We start from the raw sequence: 17,891 nt of genomic DNA, 5'->3' as shown, positions 1-17,891 counted from the left end.
GTCGGAGCACGGCTTGCCCGGACGACAGGAATCGAGGCGAGTAACTGCCGTGAGCAGTACGAGTTCACCATTCGGCCAGAACGAGTGGCTGGTCGAGGAGATGTACCGCAAGTTCCGCGACGACCCCTCCTCGGTCGACCCGAGCTGGCACGAGTTCCTCGTCGACTACAGCCCGGAACCCACGACCGAGTCGACCGGTAACGGCAAGGCTGCTGCGCCAGCCCCGGCCGCGCCGCCGACACCCGCTCCGGCCGCTGCACCCGCCCCCACGCCGGCCGCGGCACCCGCGCCGGCAGCCACGGCACCGGAGAAGCCGGCCGCACCCAAGCCGGCCGGACCCGCGGTGGCCTCCGACGCCGAGACACAAGTGCTGCGCGGCGCGGCCGCGGCCGTGGTCAAGAACATGAACACCTCGCTGGAGATCCCGACCGCGACCAGCGTGCGGGCCATCCCGGCCAAGTTGATGATCGACAACCGCATCGTCGTCAACAATCACCTCAAACGCACCCGCGGCGGCAAGGTCTCCTTCACCCACCTGCTGGGCTACGCCATCGTGCAGGCGGTCAAGAAGTTCCCCAACATGAACCGGCACTACGCCGAGATCGACGGCAAGCCCAACGCCATCACCCCGGCGCACACCAATCTGGGCCTGGCCATCGACCTGCAGGGTAAGGATGGCAAGCGCTCGCTGGTCGTCGCGGCGATCAAGAACTGCGAGACCATGCGGTTCGGCCAGTTCATCGCCGCCTACGAGGACATCGTGCGGCGCGCCCGCGACGGCAAGCTCACCGCCGAGGACTTCGCCGGTGTGACGATCTCGCTGACCAACCCCGGCACCATCGGGACCGTGCACTCGGTGCCGCGGTTGATGTCGGGTCAGGGCGCCATCATTGGCGCAGGCGCCATGGAGTACCCGGCGGAATTCCAGGGCGCCAGCGAGGAACGGATCGCCGAAATCGGGATCGGCAAGCTGATCACGCTGACCTCGACCTACGACCACCGCATCATCCAGGGCGCGGAGTCCGGCGACTTCCTGCGCACCATCCACGAACTGCTGCTCTCCGACGACTTCTACGACGAGATCTTCTTCGAACTCGGCATCCCGTACGAGCCGGTGCGCTGGCACACCGACAACCCCGACCCGATCGTCGACAAGAACGCCCGGGTGCTGGAGCTGATCGCCGCCTACCGCAACCGCGGCCACCTGATGGCCGACATCGACCCACTGCGGCTGGACAAGACCCGGTTCCGCAGCCACCCCGACCTCGACGTCAACACCCACGGGCTGACCCTGTGGGACCTCGACCGGGTGTTCAAGGTCGAAGGCTTCGCGGGCAAGGAAACCAAGAAGCTGCGCGACGTGCTCGGCCTGCTGCGCGACGCGTACTGCCGGCACATCGGCGTGGAGTACACCCACATCCTCGAACCCGAGCAGCAGAAGTGGCTGCAGGAGCGCATCGAGGTCAAACACGACAAGCCGACAGTGGCTCAGCAGAAGTACATCCTGAGCAAGCTCAACGCCGCCGAGGCGTTCGAGACGTTCCTGCAGACGAAATATGTTGGACAGAAGCGTTTCTCGCTGGAAGGCGCAGAGACCGTCATCCCGATGATGGACGCGGTGATCGACCAGGCCGCCGAGCATGCGCTCGACGAGGTCGTCATCGGCATGCCGCACCGCGGCCGGCTCAACGTCCTGGCCAACATCGTCGGCAAGCCCTACTCGCAGATCTTCAGCGAGTTCGAGGGCAACCTGAATCCGTCGCAGGCGCACGGCTCCGGTGACGTCAAGTACCACCTCGGTGCCACCGGCAACTACATCCAGATGTTCGGCGACAACGACATTCAGGTGTCGCTCACCGCCAACCCGTCACACCTGGAAGCCGTCGACCCGGTACTCGAGGGTCTGGTGCGCGCCAAGCAGGACCTGCTCGAAGAGCAGTCCGCCGGCGACGCCGAGAACTCCAAGGCGTTCACGGTGATGCCGCTGATGCTGCACGGCGACGCCGCGTTCGCCGGGCAGGGCGTGGTCGCCGAGACCCTGAACCTGGCGCTGCTGCGGGGCTACCGCACCGGCGGCACGATCCACATTGTCGTCAACAACCAGATCGGGTTCACCACCTCGCCGCACGATTCGCGCTCCAGCGAGTACTGCACCGACGTCGCGAAAATGATTGGCGCGCCGATCTTCCACGTCAACGGCGACGACCCCGAGGCCTGTGTGTGGGTGTCGCGGCTGGCCGTCGACTTCCGGCAGAAGTTCAAGAAGGACGTCATCATCGACATGCTGTGCTACCGCCGCCGCGGGCACAACGAGGGTGACGACCCGTCGATGACCCAGCCCTACATGTACGACGTGATCGACACCAAGCGCGGTGTCCGCAAGACCTACACCGAGGCCCTGATCGGCCGTGGCGACATCTCGATGAAAGAGGCCGAGGACGCGCTGCGCGACTACCAGGGTCAGCTCGAGCGGGTCTTCAACGAGGTCCGCGAGCTGGAGAAGGTCGATATCGAGCCCAGCGAGTCGGTGGAAGCCGACCAGATGATCCCGCGCGGGATGACCACGGCGGTGGACAAGTCGCTGCTGGCCCGCATCGGCGATGCGCATCTGGCCTTCCCCGAAGGCTTTTCGGTGCATCCCCGGGTCAAACCGGTGCTGGAGAAGCGTCGCGAGATGGCCTACGAGGGCAAGGTGGACTGGGCGTTCGCCGAGCTGCTGGCGCTGGGCACCTTCCTGGCCGAGGGCAAGCTGATCCGGATGTCCGGCCAGGACACCCGGCGCGGTACCTTCACCCAGCGCCACGCGGTGGTGATCGACCGCAAGACCGGCGAGGAGTTCACCCCGCTGGACCTGCTGACCATCAACCCGGACGGCACGCCCACCGGCGGCCGGTTGCTGATCTACGACTCGGCGCTCTCGGAGTACGCCGCCGTGGGCTTCGAATACGGCTATTCCGTGGGTAATCCGGACGCATTGGTGTTGTGGGAGGCGCAGTTCGGCGATTTCGTCAACGGCGCGCAGTCGATCATCGACGAGTTCATCAGCTCCGGTGAGGCCAAGTGGGGGCAGCTGTCCGACGTGGTGCTGCTGCTGCCGCACGGTCACGAGGGCCAGGGTCCCGATCACACCTCGGGCCGGATCGAGCGGTTCCTGCAGCTGTGGGCCGAAGGGTCGATGACGATCGCGATGCCCTCGACGCCGGCGAACTACTTCCATCTGCTGCGTAGGCACGGCCTCGACGGGGTGCACCGGCCGCTGATCGTGTTCACGCCGAAGTCGATGCTGCGCAACAAGGCCGCAGTCAGCGATATCCGCGACTTCACCGAGCAGAAGTTCCGCTCGATCATGGAGGAGCCGACCTACACCGACGGTGACGGCGACCGCAGCAAGGTCACCCGGATCCTGTTGACCAGCGGCAAGATCTACTACGAGCTGGCCGCCCGCAAGGAGAAGGACAAGCGCGAGGACGTCGCGATCGTGCGCGTCGAGCAGCTGGCGCCGCTGCCCAAGCGCCGGTTGTCCAACACCTTGGACTCCTATCCAAACGCCCAGCAGTTCTTCTGGGTGCAGGAGGAGCCGGCCAACCAGGGTGCCTGGCCGACATTCGGCCTGACCTTGCCGGAGTTGTTGCCCGAGAAGCTGACCGGGATCAAGCGGATCTCACGACGCGCCATGTCGGCGCCGTCGTCGGGTTCGTCGAAGGTGCATGCCGTCGAGCAGCAGGAGATCATCGACGAGGCGTTCGCCTAAGGCGCTTCCCTAGGACGCCCGCGGGTGTGCGGTTTCATCCGCAACACGCCGCGGCCGGCGTATGAGGACGCACACTCGCGGCGAAGGTCGCGCGCTAGAAGCCGAGGTTGTTCAGGAACGGCAGTGGGATGGGCGAGGTGCCGTTGGCCAGATCCTGCACCGCACGCGGGCAGAAGAACGACACCGCGATGCCGGTGAACATGGTGGCCGGGCCGAGCGGGCGGCCGATCTGGTCGGCCACGGTGGACGCGATATCGGCGGTGTTCTGGCTGCGCTGGGCCAGCAGCGGGCAGATCGACTGACCCAGGGCCACCGCCTGCCCGGGATCGATGTTGTCGATGCCGGCGGCGCTCAGCGCGCCCAGGAAGTCGTCGGTCGTGGTGTCGGCGTGCGCGGGCGCGGCGAACGCGGCGGCACCGGCGATCAGGCCGGCAGCTACCCCGGCGGTCGTCATACGGCGGAACCTCATGCACACAGCATCGCTGATCGGCATCCCGCCGTTACCGGCGGTCCGGGTACCCGCTAACGTGGGCCGCGTTCGACACACGTCAAACAAGAGGAGCACTCATGCAGGGGTTCGCGGGGAAGGTAGCCGTGGTGACCGGCGCCGGTTCGGGTATCGGCCAGGCACTCGCCGTTGAGCTGGGCCGATCGGGCGCCAGCGTAGCGATCTGCGATATCGACACCGACGGTCTGGCCGTCACCGAAGAGCGCCTCAAGGCCATCGGTGTGAACGTCAAGGCCGACCGCCTCAACGTCACCGAGCGGGAGGCGTTCAGCGCCTACGCCGACGGCGTCAAGCAGCATTTCGGCAAGGTCAACCAGGTGTACAACAACGCCGGCATCGCGTTCTCCGGTGACGTCGAGATCAGCCAGTTCAAGGACATCGAACGGGTGATGGACGTCGACTTCTGGGGTGTCGTCAACGGCACCAAGGTGTTCCTGCCCTACCTGATCGAATCCGGCGACGGCCACGTCATCAACATCTCCAGCATCTTCGGGCTGTTCTCGGTGCCCGGCCAGGCCGCCTACAACTCGGCGAAGTTCGCGGTGCGCGGCTTCACCGAAGCGCTGCGCCAGGAGATGATCCTGGCCAAGCATCCGGTGAAGGTGACCACCGTGCACCCCGGCGGCATCAAGACCGCGATTGCCCGCAACGCCACCACCGCCGAGGGTCTCGACAAGAACGCACTGGCCGAGGCATTCGACACCAAGCTGGCGCGGACCTCCCCCGAGCGCGCCGCCCAGATCATCCTCGACGGCGTCGCCAAGAACCGGGCCCGCGTACTCGTCGGCACCGACGCCAAGATCCTCGATGCCATCGTGCGGGTCACCGGCTCGGGCTACCAGCGGTTGTTCTCCGCGGTGCTGCCCCGGCTCTCGCCGCCGACGCGCTAGCTAGCGCCCCAGCGGATTTGCCGAGAGCCACGCCTCGGCCACCGACTTCGGAACGCCGCCCTCGGCGACCTGCCTGCGCATGTCTGCCAGCGCTCCGGTGTCGAGTACCCCGGCGACCTCGTTGATCGCCCGCAGCTGCTGCCTGTCGAGTTCGTTGCGCCGGTAGAGCGGCACGATGTTCTCGGCCTGCACCAGCATGGGCTTGCGGTCGGCCAGTACCGCGACGTCACTGGGCACACCGGCGTCGGCGGTGCCGGTCCACGCCGCAGTGACCGTCCCGTTGCGCAGCGCCGCGAACATGGCTGCGGCGTCGGGGAATTCGCGTGCCGGTGGCAGCGTGCAGGTGCCGACCGACGTCGGCAGCCCGCGGACCCCGGCCACCGCAGCGAGCGTCAGCCCCGCGCAGTGCTGGACTACGGCGGTGAGGTCGCGGCTGCCCCACGCCGTGGCGGTGGCATCGGTGACGGCCAGGGCCGGCTTGTCCTCGGCGGAGGTGGTGTAGTCACCGGCGGCCAGACCCTCCGGCAAAGCGCCGAGCAGCGCCCGGTACACCTGGGCGTCCGAGCGTGCCGCCGAGCCGGGCGCGAACGTCTGCAACAGCCGCCCGGTGAAGCCCGGGGCGATGTTGACCGCACCGGAATCCAACGCCGCCAACGGATCGTCGACGACCTCGACGTGTGCGCCGGTCCCGTAGAAGCGCAGCGCGGCGGCATACACCTGGGCCAGCAGGTTGGCCTGCGGATCGGCCGTGGCGCCCACCGCCAGCGACGGACCCGGCGGTGCGCTACCGCAGGCGGCCAGCAGCAGGGCCAGCAGCACCAGCGCAAGCCGCCGAAAGATTTTCGCGCTCAATCCGTTTCGGACGCTGCACCCACGGCGGCCGCGACGGCGGGCCCGACGCGCGGATCCAGCGGGCTCGGCACGATGTAGTCGGGTGCCAGGTCATCCCCGACGACGGAGAAGATCGCCTCGGCGGCAGCCACTTTCATCTTCTCGGTGATGCGGCGTGCTCCGGCGTCCAGCGCCCCGCGGAACACGCCGGGGAACGCGAGGACATTGTTGATCTGGTTCGGGAAATCGCTTCGCCCGGTCGCCACGATCGCGGCGTACTTCTTGGCGACCTCGGGATGGATCTCGGGGTCGGGGTTGGACATCGCGAACACGATGCCGCCCGGCGCCATCGTGGCGATCAGTTCCTCGGGCACCACGCCGGCGGACACACCCATGAACACGTCCGCACCGGCGAGCGCCTCGACCATGCCACCGGACAGCGCCGCCGGGTTCGTCCGCTCGGCCAACTCGGCCTTGAACGGGTTGAGGTCATCGCGCCCGCTGTGCACGATGCCCTGGGAGTCCAGCACGGTGATGTGGCTGATCCCGCTGGCCAGCAGAATGTTGGCACACGCGATGCCGGCGGCTCCCGCTCCCGAGATCACCACCTTCAGCGCGGTCATATCCCGGTCGAGCACCTTGGCCGCGCCCATCAGGGCGGCCAACACCACGATCGCGGTGCCGTGCTGGTCGTCGTGCATGACGGGGCAGTCCAGCGCCTCGATCAGCCGCCGCTCGATCTCGAAACAACGCGGCGCCGAGATGTCCTCGAGGTTGACCGCGCCGAAGGTCGGGCGCAGCCGGATCACGGTCTCGACGATCTCGTCGGGGTCCTTGGTGTCGAGCACGATCGGGATGGAGTCAAGCCCGCCGAAGGTCTTGAACAGCGCGGCCTTGCCCTCCATCACCGGCAACGACGCCGCCGGGCCGATGTCACCGAGGCCGAGCACCGCGGTGCCGTCGCTGATGACCGCCACCAGGCGATTGGCCCAGGTGTAGCGGGCGGCCAGGGTGTGGTCGGCGGCGATCGCGCGGCTCACCTGTGCCACACCCGGGGTGTAGGCGATCGACAGTGCACGCTGGGTGTCCAGCGGGGACTTCAGCTCGACGGACAGCTTGCCGCCCACGTGAGCGGCAAAGATTTCCTCGTCATCGATGACGAGTCGGGGGGTAGGCACCGTTTCGGTCACGGCGTCAGGGTACTCGCCCCACCGTGGGCGAAGAATGGGGTTCGACGTCATCGAACAACGCCCGCGGAGCTACTGGCGCGTACGATTTCTGCTCGGGCCCACCTGGGCCGTACCGCGCATGAGGGGAGGCCCGATCATGGCATCGTTCCGAGCCCGACCACCCTCGCTACTCGGGGTGACACGTACCCGCCCGGCGGAGGTCGACGCCAAGCGAATCCACGTCCCGGTCGCCCGGGCCACCGTCGACTGCGCCATCTACGTCGACGGCGAGCGCCTACCGGGCAAGTACACCCACGCCGCCGCTCTGGAGAAGGTGCACCAGCTCGAGGCCGAGGGACAGAAGGCGTTCGTGTGGATCGGGCTGCACGAACCCGACGAGTTCCAGATGCAGTCGGTGGCCGAGGTGTTCGGACTGCACCCACTCGCGGTCGAGGACGCGGTGCACGCCCACCAGCGGCCGAAGGTCGAACGCTACGACGACACCTTGTTCCTGGTGCTCAAGACCGTCATCTACGTCCCACACGAGTCGGTGGCGCTGGCCCGCGAGATCGTCGAGACCGGCGAGATCATGGTGTTCGTCGGCGGCGACTTCGTGGTGACGGTGCGCCATGGCGACCACACCGGCCTGGCCGGGCTGCGTAAGCGGCTGGAAGCCGAACACCAGCAGCTCGCGCTGGGCCCCTACGGGGTGATGCACGCGATCGCCGATCACGTGGTCGACACCTACCGCGAAGTCAGCGAGTTGATGGAGTGCGATATCGACGCCATCGAGTCCGAAACCTTCTCGCCGTTGACCAAGACCGACATCGAGCCGATCTACATGCTCAAGCGTGAGGTCGTCGAATTGCGCAGGGCGGTATCACCTCTCACCGTCGCGCTGGCGCGCTTCAGCACCGACTACAAGGACCTGATGACCAAGGAGCTGCTGCGCTACATGCGCGACGTCCTGGACCATCAGAGCCAGGCCGCCGACCGGATCGCCAGCTACGACGAAATGCTGTCATCTCTGGTGCAGGCCGCGCTGGCCAAGGTCGGTATGCAGCAGAACACCGACATGCGCAAGATCACCGCGTGGGCGGCCATGGCCGCGGTGCCGACGATGATCGCCGGCATCTACGGCATGAACTTCGACAACATGCCCGAATTGCATTGGGCGTGGGGCTATCCCATGGTGGTGCTGGTGATGGTCGGCATCTGTAGCTTCCTGTACCGCAACTTCCGCCGCAACCACTGGCTCTAGCTCGGTGCGGACGCCCGCCGCATCGGGTCCAGCACGTCGACACCATCGTCGGCCCAGGCTTGGCGCATCGCCGCGGCGCCCTTGAGCCGCACCCACGCCGCCTCCGTCGCGGTGATCGGCACGGCCGAGAGGAACGCCACCGGATCCAGCGGCGCCGCCAGCTCAAGGTCGGCGATCGGGGATGCGCCGAGCAGCACCGCGGTGAACGGGGCGCCATCCCACAGCGCCGACGACAGATCGATCAGCGCGTCGGCGACCAGCACCACACCTTCGACGGCCGGCGTCGCGGCCACCACCGCCAGGCTGCGGGCCAGGCCGGGCGTGGGCACCGTTGCCCGCAAGCTCATCACGACCTCGGCCCGCGGCCCGCGCAACGGATCGGCGGCAAGGTCGGACGGGTCGGCCATCGGGTGGCGCGAACAGCCCAGCGACACATAGTGAGCCACCCCGTCGGCGGGCCCGAACCGCAGCACCTCGATGCGTTCCACACCGAGGAACGTCACGCTCGCCGAGTCCGGATCGGACTCGATACCGATGCCTGCGAAATGACCGCGAACGTGTTCGCGGACCTGCGGTAGCGGTGAGCTCACTTATGCCCGGGGCGCGATGTTGAGGTTGACTCCGCTGTCGGCGTCGAAGATGTGCAGCTTGCCGGTATCCAGCGCCAGCTCGACCGTCTGCCCGGCAGTCGCCTTCGACTCGGCGGAAAGCCTTGCCACGAATTCGTTTTCGCCGGCACCGGACTCGGCGGCCAGTTCGGCGAGCTGGGTCGAGCGGGCGCCGTCACCGGAGGTGGCGAAGTAGACGTACTTGTCGGCCCCCAGTGATTCGACGAGGTCGACCTTCGTCTCGAAGGTCAGCGCCCGGATGCGTTCGTAGGCGTCGATCAGCGAGGCGTCCTCGATGTGCTCCGGGCGCACACCGACGATCACATTGGCCGGGGTGGGATGGCTGCGCACGACGTCGAGCACCTCCGGCGCCAGCGTCACCTCACCGAACGGCAGGTTGACCCCCACCTGGGTGAGCGTGGCCGGGAAGAAGTTCATCGCTGGTGAGCCGATGAATCCGGCCACGAACAGATTGGCCGGCCTCTCGTAGAGCTCCTCGGGAGTACCGATCTGCTGGGCTTCACCGGCACGCAGCACCACGACGCGGTCACCGAGCGTCATCGCCTCGGTCTGGTCGTGGGTGACGTAGACGGTGGTGGTGCCCAGCCGGTTTTGCAGCCGGGCGATCTCGCCGCGCATCTGGACCCGCAGCTTGGCGTCGAGGTTGCTCAGCGGCTCGTCCATCAGGAATGCCTTGGGATTGCGCACGATCGCGCGGCCCATCGCCACCCGCTGGCGCTGACCGCCGGACAGCTGCGCGGGCTTGCGGTCCAAAAAGTCGGTCAGGTCAAGAATTTTCGCGGTCTCGTCGACTTTCTGCGCGATCTCGGCCTTCTTCAGCTTGGCTAGCGTCAGCGGGAACGCGATGTTCTGGCGGACCGTCATGTGCGGATACAGCGCGTAGGACTGGAACACCATGGCGATGTCCCGCTCACGCGGCGCCTTCTCGTTGACCCGCTGCCCGCCGATCCGCAGCTCACCGGAGCTGATGTCCTCCAGCCCGGCAATCATGTTCAGCGTGGTCGACTTTCCGCAGCCCGACGGTCCGACCAGGATCACGAACTCGCCGTCAGCGATCGTCAGGCTCAGATCTTTCACGGCGACCGAACCGTCGGGATAGCTCTTGTTCACCCGGTCCAAGACGATCTCAGCCATCCCCTACCCCTTCACCGCACCGGAGGTCAGTCCGGCAACAATCCGTCGTTGGAAGATCAGAACAAACACGATGATCGGGATCGTGATCACCATCGCCCCGGCGGCAATCGACCCCGTCGGCTCCTCGAATTGCGAACTGCCGGTGAAGTTCGCAATCGCGACCGGAGCGGTGATCGCGGCATCGGTCGCCGTCAGCGACAGCGCCAGCAACAGGTCGTTCCAGGCGAAGATGAACACCAGGATCGCCGCGGTGACGATGCCCGGTGCGGCCAGCGGCGCGATCACCCGGCGAAACGCCTGAGCCGGGGTGGCGCCGTCCATCTTGGCGGCCTTCTCCAGATCCCAGGGGATCTCCCGGAAGAACGCCGAGAGGGTGTAGATGGCCAGCGGCAGCGCGAACGTGATGTAGGGGATGATCAGGCCGGGCCAGGTGTCGAACAGGCCGAGGCGGCGTTCGATGTTGAACAGCGGTGTGACAAGCGAGATCTGGGGGAACATCGCAATCAGCAGGGCGGCGCCGATCAGTGCCTTCTTGCCGGGGAAGTCCAGCCGCGCCACCGCGTAGGCCGCCATTCCGCCCACCACGACGGCGATGACGGTTGTGATCAGGCCGATGCCGATCGAGTTGACCAGAGCCGAGCTGAACACGTTGCCGGTGAAGATCGCCTTGTAGTTGTCGAAGGTGATCTGCGACGGAATGAGCTTGCCGTCCTTGACCGTCGAGGTGGGCTTGAGTGACAGGCTCAGAATCCACAGCACCGGGAACAGCGCGTAGACGACCACGAGGACGTCGATGATGGCCCACGTCGCGGCGCGCCGCGGTGTGATTCGCTCGCTCATCACCGCACCTCGTTGTCCGTGCCGGGCGCAGATGCACCGAAGAGCTTGATGTAGATGAACGCGATGAGGGCCACCGACAGGAAGACCAGCACGCTGATCGCCGAACCCAGCCCGAGGTTGAACGCCTTGAACAGGTTGTCGTACCCCAGGATCGACACCGACGCGGTGTCGTTGGCGCCGCCGGTCAGCACGTAGATGTTGTCGAAGATGCGGAACGCGTCAAGTGTGCGGAATAGCAACGCCACCAGGATGGCCGGCTTGATCAGCGGCAGCGTCACTTTGACCAGCCGCTTCCACGGCCCGGCGCCGTCGACCTGGGCGGCGCGCAACAGATCCTCGGGCACCAGGGCCAGACCGGCAAGCAGCAGCAGCGCCATGAACGGCGTGGTCTTCCACACCTCGGCCAAGATGATGACGGCCAGCGACGGAAGCTGTTGTGTCAGTGGCGCACTGCCGTCGGGCAGCAGGTTGGCCAGATAGCCGGTTCCCGGCGTCCAGGCGTAGTACCAGCTGTAGGACGCGGCGACGGTGACGATGCCGTACGGGATGAGGATCGCGGTGCGCACGACGCCCTTGCCGAAGATGGTGCGGTGCATGACAAGTGCCAGCGCCATACCGAGCACGAACTCGATGGCCACCGAGATCACCGTGATCGCCAGGGTGATGACGAACGCCGTCCACCAGTACCTGTCGGTGAGGATGGTCTGGTAGTTCTCGAACCCGACGAATTTGGTGTCGGCCGGGCTGGCGAGGTTGTAGCGCTGCAGGCTCAGCCACACCGCGTAGCCGATCGGGTAGGCGGTCACCGCGAGCATCAGGATCACCGCAGGCGCGATCAGCAGATAGGCCAGGCGGCGCTGCGAGCGGCGGTCATCGCTGCGGGCGGTGCGGGCGGCGGTCATGGGATCAGGCCCTTGCCGTCGATGGCCTTCTGCACCTGCACGGTGAGTTCATCGGCGGTCTTCTCCGGGTCGATCCCGGTGATGGGGGCCAACGTGGCCGAGATACGGGTGGAGACCGCCTGGTAGTTCGGCGTGGCCGGGCGCACCGCGGCGGTGGTGAGCTGATCGCGGATGATCGCGTACTGCGGATACTTCTTCTGGAAGTCCGGATCGGAGTACAGCGAGGTGCGCACCGCGGGCAGACCGCCCTCGATCGAGGTGTACTTCTGGTTGTCCAGATTACGGATGCAGCGGATCGCCTCGAAGGACTCGGCGGGGTGCCGGGTGGTCTTGGCGACTGCGATGTTCAGCCCGCCCAGGGTGACCCGGGTCGGCTGACCGGGGATCACTCCGGGATACGGCGCGAACCCGAACACCTCTTTGGATGCGTCGAACGCGACGTTGAACTGGTCGTCGGTCGGCGTGAACGTGCCCGCGTCGTTGACGCTTCCGGCCAGTTCCGGCTTCTCGTTGAGCGGCAGGAACGGCACGCCACCCTTGACCGCGTTCTCGAGCATCGAGGCGAACACGAAGGGCCAGTTGACTTCCAGTGCCGCCTTGCCCTGCTCGAGGGCGAGCCGCGCGGTGCCCTCGTCGGTCTGGGTGACCGACGGGTCGGCGCCGGGCGCGGTCGCGACCGCCTTGATGATCTGCAGTGCCTTCACCGTCGCCGCGCGGTGTTCCGGGGTGTCGGTGAGCGTCACATGTTTACCGTCGTCGGAAAGCACCTGTCCCCCAGCGCTTTCCAGCAACGTGTTGAACCAGACGACCAGGCCTTCGTATTGCTTGGCCTGCACCGCGATCCAGCTCGGCTTGCCCTCGGCATGCAGGCGGGTGGCCTCGGCCACCATGGCATCCCAGGTGTCCGGCGGCGGCGCAACCAGATCGGCTCGGTACCAGAGCAATTGGGTGTTCGTGGTGACCGGTGCGGCATAGAGCTTGCCCTGCCATTTGGCGGTCTCGAGCGGACCGGGCAAGGTGTCGGCGGCTGCGTCGGCCTCGGCCTGGCCTGCCGGGTCGTCGGACAGCGGCAGTGCCCAGCCGGCTTCGGCGAACTCGGCGGTCCACACCACATCGAGCGCCATCAGATCCAGCGTGCGGTCGTTGCCGGTCAACCGCCGCGCCAGCTGCAAACGCTGGTCGTCGGCACCCTTGGGCAGGCTGCGCTGTTCGATACGGAAGCGGCCGCCCAGTTCCTCGTTGCACCGCTTGGCCACCGCGGTGAAGGTAGCGGTCTCGCTGGCCGGTGTGTAGAGGCTGACCACCAGACCGTCGTCACCGGAACCACATGCCGACACCAGTGACGCGGTTGTCAGCGCGGCTATCGCGGCGGCGCCCACCCGCCGAGCGCGTGCGCCAGGGCTTGCCACGACACCGCCTCCCGTCCGTCTACGGCGGGGATAGTCCCGCGGGCAAACCGTAGAACCCCAGGTGCGTGATGTGCAACACTTCTCGCCGCATGCGGCGCAATCGTGACCCCGCTAGATCGTCAAGCGCGCCAGCAGGTCCCGAGCCTTCTCGGCGTTGGCGGGGTCGCAGAGCACGTCGTAGCGCCCCGCGACCAACTGCATGGTCGAGCTGAAGTCCCTTGTGCCGCGGGCCATCGCGTAGGGCACCGCCGAGGTGATCAACCCGAAGATCACACCGGCGACCACACCGGTGATCAGCGACGCCCACGGGTTGGGGCTGAAGAAACCCAGCACCAGACCGATGAAAATACCGAGCCACGCGCCGGTGATGACGCCGCCGCCGAGCACCTTGGGCCACGTCAGCCGACCGGTGACGCGCTCCACCTGCATCAGGTCGACGCCGACGATCGTCACCTGCTGGACCGGGAACTGCTGGTCGGACAGATAGTCGACAGCCTTCTGCGCCTCGGCGTAGGTGGGATAGGAGCCGATCGGCCAGCCTTTCGGCGGCGTCGGCAAACCGACGGGACCGCGGCGGGTGCCCGCCGCCGCGCCTGCAGGGGTCACGCCAGGATTCTGTCCGGGCGAGAAGGGGCTGGTCATGAGTCCTCATTCTCCTGTCATGCGGGTGGTCTGTCACGTGGTGCGGCCGCAGACGCCGGAACGCCCACTAGCTGTTCAACGACGTGCGGCCGGCGATGGTGCCCGCCAGGGTCGACACCCCGGCGAGCCAGCCACGCGCGACCAGCACATACGCTAGGTTGAACAGCATGACAGCTTCCGGTGGCGACTCCGGCGAAAAGCCGCAGAACCTGGGCGAACAGGGCCTCTCCGAAGGCGCCTACGAGGCCCCGCCCATCGAACAGACCCCGGCTCCGTCGGGTTTCGACGCCCCGTCCGCACCGCCGGTGCCGCCGGCCTACACCGGCTACGAGGCTCCGGGCGGCTACCCGCCGCCGAGCTATCCGCCGCCGGATTACCCGCCAGTGGCTGACACAGCTAACACAGTGGGTGCGTCAGCGTAGTGTGCTGTTGTGTTGACTGATACGGGAGCAGCCTAGAACTCCACTCTCCACGTCGTCGGAAGGGTCAGATGTGTTTAAGAGACCGAAGCAGACCCGTCAGGGTGGCCACGGTCTGGCCATCGCCGGGATCGTCGTCGGCGTCGCGTCGTTGATCATCAGCATGATCTGGGGCATCTACGCCCTCCGCTGACCCGATGACCAACCCAACTTTTTCCGGCGATACACCGGACCCGTACGCCCCGGTGGACTATCCGGCGAACTACCCGCCGCTGCCGCCGCCGGTGTATCCCCCGCCGTACCCACCTCCCGGCGCCTACCCCTACCCGCCCTATGCCGGCGACCCGTACGACCCATACCGGCCGCTCAAACCGCCCGGCACCAACGGCAAAGCCATCGCCGCACTGGTGTGCTCACTGGCCGGGCTGGCGTTGTGCGGACTGCCCTCGGTAGCCGGGGTGATCCTGGGCATCGTGGCGATGCGGGAAACCAAGCGCACCGGACAGGACGGCTTCGGCCTCGCCGTCGCCGGAGTGGCGATCGGCTCGGCGATCGTGGCCCTCGTGCTGCTCTACATCGTCTTCATGGTGTTCGTCATCGCCAGCAGCAGCACCTACACGAACTATTAGGCCTATCAGGTCGGCGGGGTGAACCGCTCGCCCTGACGCGTCATCCCGGCCGCGCGGCCCTTCCCGGCGATCACCAACGCCATCTTGCGGCTGGCCTCGTCGAGCATCTCGTCACCGAGCATCACCGCCCCGCGGCCACCGCCCGCCTTCGAGGTGTGCCACTCATAGGCCTCGAGGATGAGCTCAGCGTGGTCGTACTCCTGCTGGCGCGGCGAGAAGATCTCGTTGCCCGCCGCGATCTGGTCAGGATGCAGCACCCACTTGCCGTCGTAGCCCAGCGCGGCCGAACGGCCGGCCACCCGGCGGAACGCCTCGACGTCACGCACCTTCAGATACGGCCCGTCGACCGCGGCCACCCCGTGCGCCCGCGCGGCGATGAGGATCGTCATCAAGATGTGGTGGTAGGCGTCGCCGACGTCGTAGCCCTCCGGCTGCTCCCCGACCACCAACGTACGCATGTTGAGGCTGGCCATCAGATCGGCCGGTCCGAGCACCAGCGCCTGCACCCGGCGTGCGGCCGCGATCGCGTCGATGTTGCGCAGTCCCCTGGCGTCCTCGATCTGGGCGTCGACGCCGATGCGGCCGACGGGCAGACCGTGGGTGCGTTCGAGCTGGGTCAGCAACAGGTCCAGGGCGTGCACGTGGCTGGCGTCGGTCACCTTCGGCAAGACGATCACGTCGAGGTGCGCGCCGGCTGCCGACACCACGTCGATGACGTCGGTGTAGGTCCACGGTGTGGTCCAGTCGTTCACGCGAACCCCGCGCAGCTGACCCGACCAGCCGGGCCCGGCCAGCGCCGCGGCAACCTGGGTGCGCGCCTGCGCCTTGGCATCTGGTGCAACGGCATCCTCGAGGTCCAGGAACACCTCGTCGGCGGCCAACCCCTTGGCTTTCTCGATCATCTTCAGGTTGCTCCCGGGAACCGAAAGGCACGTTCTACGGGGTCGATACGCGTTATCCACGCCTACACTCCTACTCTTTGAGGCATGGCGTCGGTGAACAGGGTGTACGCGGCGCGGCTCGGAGGCATGGTGGTCCTCGGGCCCGACGGGGAATCGCTCGGGCGCGTGCGGGATGTCCTGATCAGTATGAGCATTGTGCGCCAACAACCCCGCGTGCTCGGCTTGGTCGTCGAATTGCTCACGCGCCGAAGGATTTTCGTTCCGATTCTGCGTGTCACCGCGATCGAGCCCAATGCTGTGACGCTCACCACCGGCAACGTGTCGCTGCGCCGATTCGCCCAGCGCCCCGGCGAGGTGCTGGTGCTGGGCCAGGTCCTCGACACCAGGGTCCGGGTCAATGATCCCGAGCTGCCGCAGCTGGCCACGGTCGACGTGGTGGTCGTCGACCTGGGCATCGAGCAGACCCGCACCCGCGACTGGGTGGTGACCCGGGTCGCGGTGCGCAGCATGCGCCGGCTCGGCCGTCGCTCCACGGTCCAGGTGGTGGACTGGCAGAACGTCCAGGGGCTCACCCCGTCGGCGCTGGCGATGCCCGGCCAGGGGGTGGCCCAGCTGCTGCACCAGTTCGAAGGCCAGCGCCCCATCGCGGTGGCCGACGCGATCCGCGACCTGCCGGCCAAACGCCGCACCGAGGTGATCAACGCCCTCGACGACGAGCGGCTGGCCGACATCCTGCAGGAGCTGCCCGAGGACGACCAGACCGTGTTGCTCAAGCAGCTGGACACCGAGCGCGCCGCCGACGTGCTCGAGGCCATGGACCCCGACGACGCGGCGGACCTTCTCGGTGTGATGAACCCGACCGAGGCCGAAGTGCTGCTGCGCCGGATGGACCCCGAGGACTCCGAGCCGGTGCGCCGCCTGCTCGCCCACTCGCCGGACACCGCAGGCGGTCTGATGACCTCCGAGCCGGTGGTGCTGGCCCCCGACACCACCGTCGCCGAAGCACTGGCCCGGGTCCGCGACCCCGACCTGACGCCGGCCCTGTCGTCGCTGGTGTTCGTCGTGCGTCCGCCGACCGCCACCCCCACCGGGCGCTACCTGGGCTGCGTGCATCTGCAGGCGCTGCTACGAGAGCCGCCGGCCAACCTGGTCAGCGGCATCCTCGACTCCGACCTGCCCAGCCTCACGCCGACCACCCCGCTCGGCGCGCTGACCCGCTACTTCGCCGCCTACAACCTGGTCTGCGGTCCCGTGGTCGACGAGGAGAACCATCTGCTCGGCGCGGTGACCGTCGACGACGTGCTCGATCATCTGCTGCCCCACGACTGGCGCGACGACTATGAGGAGCCGCACTTTCCCGACCAGCTGGCCGGTGCGGAGCGCGAGCTGTGAGCGAGCTCTCGGCACGCCAGCGCCTCGACACCCCGCGCACCGGGCGGCGGCTGGGCTTCACCGTCGACCCGGAAGCCGTCGGCCGGTTCAGCGAGTCGATCGCCCGGTTCCTGGGCACCGGCCGCTACCTGGCCTGGCAGACCATCCTCGTCATCGTCTGGATCGGGCTGAATCTGTTCGCCGTGAGCCTGCGGTGGGACCCCTACCCCTTCATCCTGCTCAACCTTGCCTTCTCCACCCAGGCGGCCTACGCCGCGCCGCTGATCCTGCTGGCGCAGAACCGGCAGGAGAACCGCGACAAGGTGTCGTTGGAAGAAGACCGCCGGCGAGCCCAGCAGACGAAGGCCGATACCGAGTTCCTGGCCCGGGAGCTGGCCGCGTTGCGCCTGGCCGTCGGCGAAGTCGCCACCCGCGACTACCTCAGGCGCGAACTCGAGGAGATCCGGGAGTTGCTGGAAACGCTGCAGGCGGACAACGGTGGCAAGCTCAAAAAGGACAAAGCGAAGAAAGCCAGGCCGGCGATCGAGTCCGACCACGAGGAACCTGGTTCGTGACCAAGGTGACCATTGGATACCACTGTGGT

The 17,891-nt window shown here is 67.2% G+C and carries 17 protein-coding genes; 7 read left to right on the top strand and 10 right to left on the bottom strand.

Annotated elements, in window-relative coordinates; translation table 11 throughout:
* Window positions 1–49 precede the first annotated feature (49 nt).
* A complete protein-coding gene (locus tag HBE64_RS05885) occupies window positions 50–3,751 on the top strand; it encodes a multifunctional oxoglutarate decarboxylase/oxoglutarate dehydrogenase thiamine pyrophosphate-binding subunit/dihydrolipoyllysine-residue succinyltransferase subunit (protein WP_167098995.1) in 3,702 nt (1,233 codons plus the stop codon).
* Window positions 3,752–3,845: 94 nt separating this feature from the next.
* Here the strand turns inward: HBE64_RS05885 and HBE64_RS05880 are convergent, their stop codons facing one another.
* Window positions 3,846–4,220, bottom strand: a complete 375-nt coding sequence (locus HBE64_RS05880; protein WP_167098992.1) for a DUF732 domain-containing protein — start codon at window positions 4,218–4,220, stop codon at window positions 3,846–3,848.
* A 98-nt stretch (window positions 4,221–4,318) separates the two neighbouring features.
* On the opposite strand from HBE64_RS05880, the gene HBE64_RS05875 reads away from it, so the two are divergent.
* Complete coding sequence (locus HBE64_RS05875) at window positions 4,319–5,149, top strand: SDR family oxidoreductase (RefSeq protein ID WP_167098989.1); 831 nt, start codon at window positions 4,319–4,321, stop codon at window positions 5,147–5,149.
* Here HBE64_RS05875 and HBE64_RS05870 read toward each other — a convergent pair whose 3' ends face one another.
* On the bottom strand, window positions 5,150–6,001 hold the full coding sequence (locus HBE64_RS05870; protein WP_167098986.1) for a glycine betaine ABC transporter substrate-binding protein: 852 nt from the start codon (window positions 5,999–6,001) through the stop codon (window positions 5,150–5,152).
* Window positions 5,998–7,170, bottom strand: coding sequence for an NADP-dependent malic enzyme (locus HBE64_RS05865; protein ID WP_167098983.1), 1,173 nt, complete (start codon window positions 7,168–7,170; stop codon window positions 5,998–6,000). The genes HBE64_RS05870 and HBE64_RS05865 overlap by 4 nt, the downstream gene beginning before the upstream one ends.
* 136 nt (window positions 7,171–7,306) lie before the next feature.
* Here HBE64_RS05865 and corA point away from each other — a divergent pair, with 136 nt between their 5' ends.
* Entirely contained in the window at window positions 7,307–8,410 is a 1,104-nt protein-coding gene (gene corA, locus HBE64_RS05860) for a magnesium/cobalt transporter CorA (RefSeq protein ID WP_167098980.1), read from the top strand.
* Here the strand turns inward: corA and HBE64_RS05855 are convergent.
* The 6 genes from HBE64_RS05855 to HBE64_RS05830 all read right to left on the bottom strand — a co-directional run bounded on the left by HBE64_RS05855 (window position 8,407) and on the right by HBE64_RS05830 (window position 13,966).
* The gene (locus tag HBE64_RS05855; RefSeq protein ID WP_167098977.1) at window positions 8,407–9,000 is read right to left on the bottom strand and encodes a suppressor of fused domain protein; all 594 of its coding nucleotides are present in this window, start codon (window positions 8,998–9,000) and stop codon (window positions 8,407–8,409) included. The genes corA and HBE64_RS05855 overlap by 4 nt on opposite strands.
* Window positions 9,001–10,173 (bottom strand): ABC transporter ATP-binding protein, encoded by a 1,173-nt coding sequence (locus tag HBE64_RS05850; protein WP_167098974.1) that lies wholly within the window; start codon window positions 10,171–10,173, stop codon window positions 9,001–9,003.
* Window positions 10,174–10,176: 3 nt separating this feature from the next.
* Window positions 10,177–11,001 carry a carbohydrate ABC transporter permease gene (locus tag HBE64_RS05845; RefSeq protein WP_208300652.1) on the bottom strand — a complete coding sequence of 275 codons (825 nt, stop codon included), beginning with the start codon at window positions 10,999–11,001 and terminating at the stop codon, window positions 10,177–10,179.
* A gap of 11 nt (window positions 11,002–11,012) precedes the next feature.
* Window positions 11,013–11,915, bottom strand: coding sequence for a carbohydrate ABC transporter permease (locus HBE64_RS05840; RefSeq protein ID WP_167098968.1), 903 nt, complete (start codon window positions 11,913–11,915; stop codon window positions 11,013–11,015).
* A complete protein-coding gene (locus HBE64_RS05835; protein WP_167098965.1) occupies window positions 11,912–13,324 on the bottom strand; it encodes an ABC transporter substrate-binding protein in 1,413 nt (470 codons plus the stop codon). The genes HBE64_RS05840 and HBE64_RS05835 overlap by 4 nt, the downstream gene beginning before the upstream one ends.
* A 111-nt stretch (window positions 13,325–13,435) precedes the next feature.
* Window positions 13,436–13,966 carry a general stress protein gene (locus HBE64_RS05830; protein ID WP_167098963.1) on the bottom strand — a complete coding sequence of 177 codons (531 nt, stop codon included), beginning with the start codon at window positions 13,964–13,966 and terminating at the stop codon, window positions 13,436–13,438.
* A gap of 167 nt (window positions 13,967–14,133) precedes the next feature.
* Here HBE64_RS05830 and HBE64_RS05825 point away from each other — a divergent pair, with 167 nt between their 5' ends.
* Entirely contained in the window at window positions 14,134–14,388 is a 255-nt protein-coding gene (locus tag HBE64_RS05825; RefSeq protein ID WP_167098959.1) for a hypothetical protein, read from the top strand.
* A 194-nt stretch (window positions 14,389–14,582) separates the two neighbouring features.
* Complete coding sequence (locus tag HBE64_RS05820; protein WP_167098956.1) at window positions 14,583–15,014, top strand: DUF4190 domain-containing protein; 432 nt, start codon at window positions 14,583–14,585, stop codon at window positions 15,012–15,014.
* Between the two features lie 5 nt (window positions 15,015–15,019).
* On the opposite strand, the gene HBE64_RS05815 is transcribed toward HBE64_RS05820, so the two are convergent.
* The gene (locus HBE64_RS05815; protein ID WP_167098954.1) at window positions 15,020–15,976 is read right to left on the bottom strand and encodes a CoA ester lyase; all 957 of its coding nucleotides are present in this window, start codon (window positions 15,974–15,976) and stop codon (window positions 15,020–15,022) included.
* Between the two features lie 24 nt (window positions 15,977–16,000).
* Here HBE64_RS05815 and HBE64_RS05810 point away from each other — a divergent pair, with 24 nt between their 5' ends.
* Window positions 16,001–17,308 carry a magnesium transporter MgtE N-terminal domain-containing protein gene (locus tag HBE64_RS05810; RefSeq protein ID WP_167098951.1) on the top strand — a complete coding sequence of 436 codons (1,308 nt, stop codon included), beginning with the start codon at window positions 16,001–16,003 and terminating at the stop codon, window positions 17,306–17,308.
* The gene (locus HBE64_RS05805) at window positions 17,305–17,862 is read left to right on the top strand and encodes a DUF1003 domain-containing protein (RefSeq protein WP_167098948.1); all 558 of its coding nucleotides are present in this window, start codon (window positions 17,305–17,307) and stop codon (window positions 17,860–17,862) included. The genes HBE64_RS05810 and HBE64_RS05805 overlap by 4 nt, the downstream gene beginning before the upstream one ends.
* Window positions 17,863–17,891: the final 29 nt, after the last annotated feature.

The organism is Mycobacterium sp. DL592, assembly GCF_011694515.1.
Lineage (GTDB): Bacteria > Actinomycetota > Actinomycetes > Mycobacteriales > Mycobacteriaceae > Mycobacterium.
Note: the sequence above shows the minus strand (reverse complement) of the source record. Positions and strands in the feature narration are given on the sequence as shown.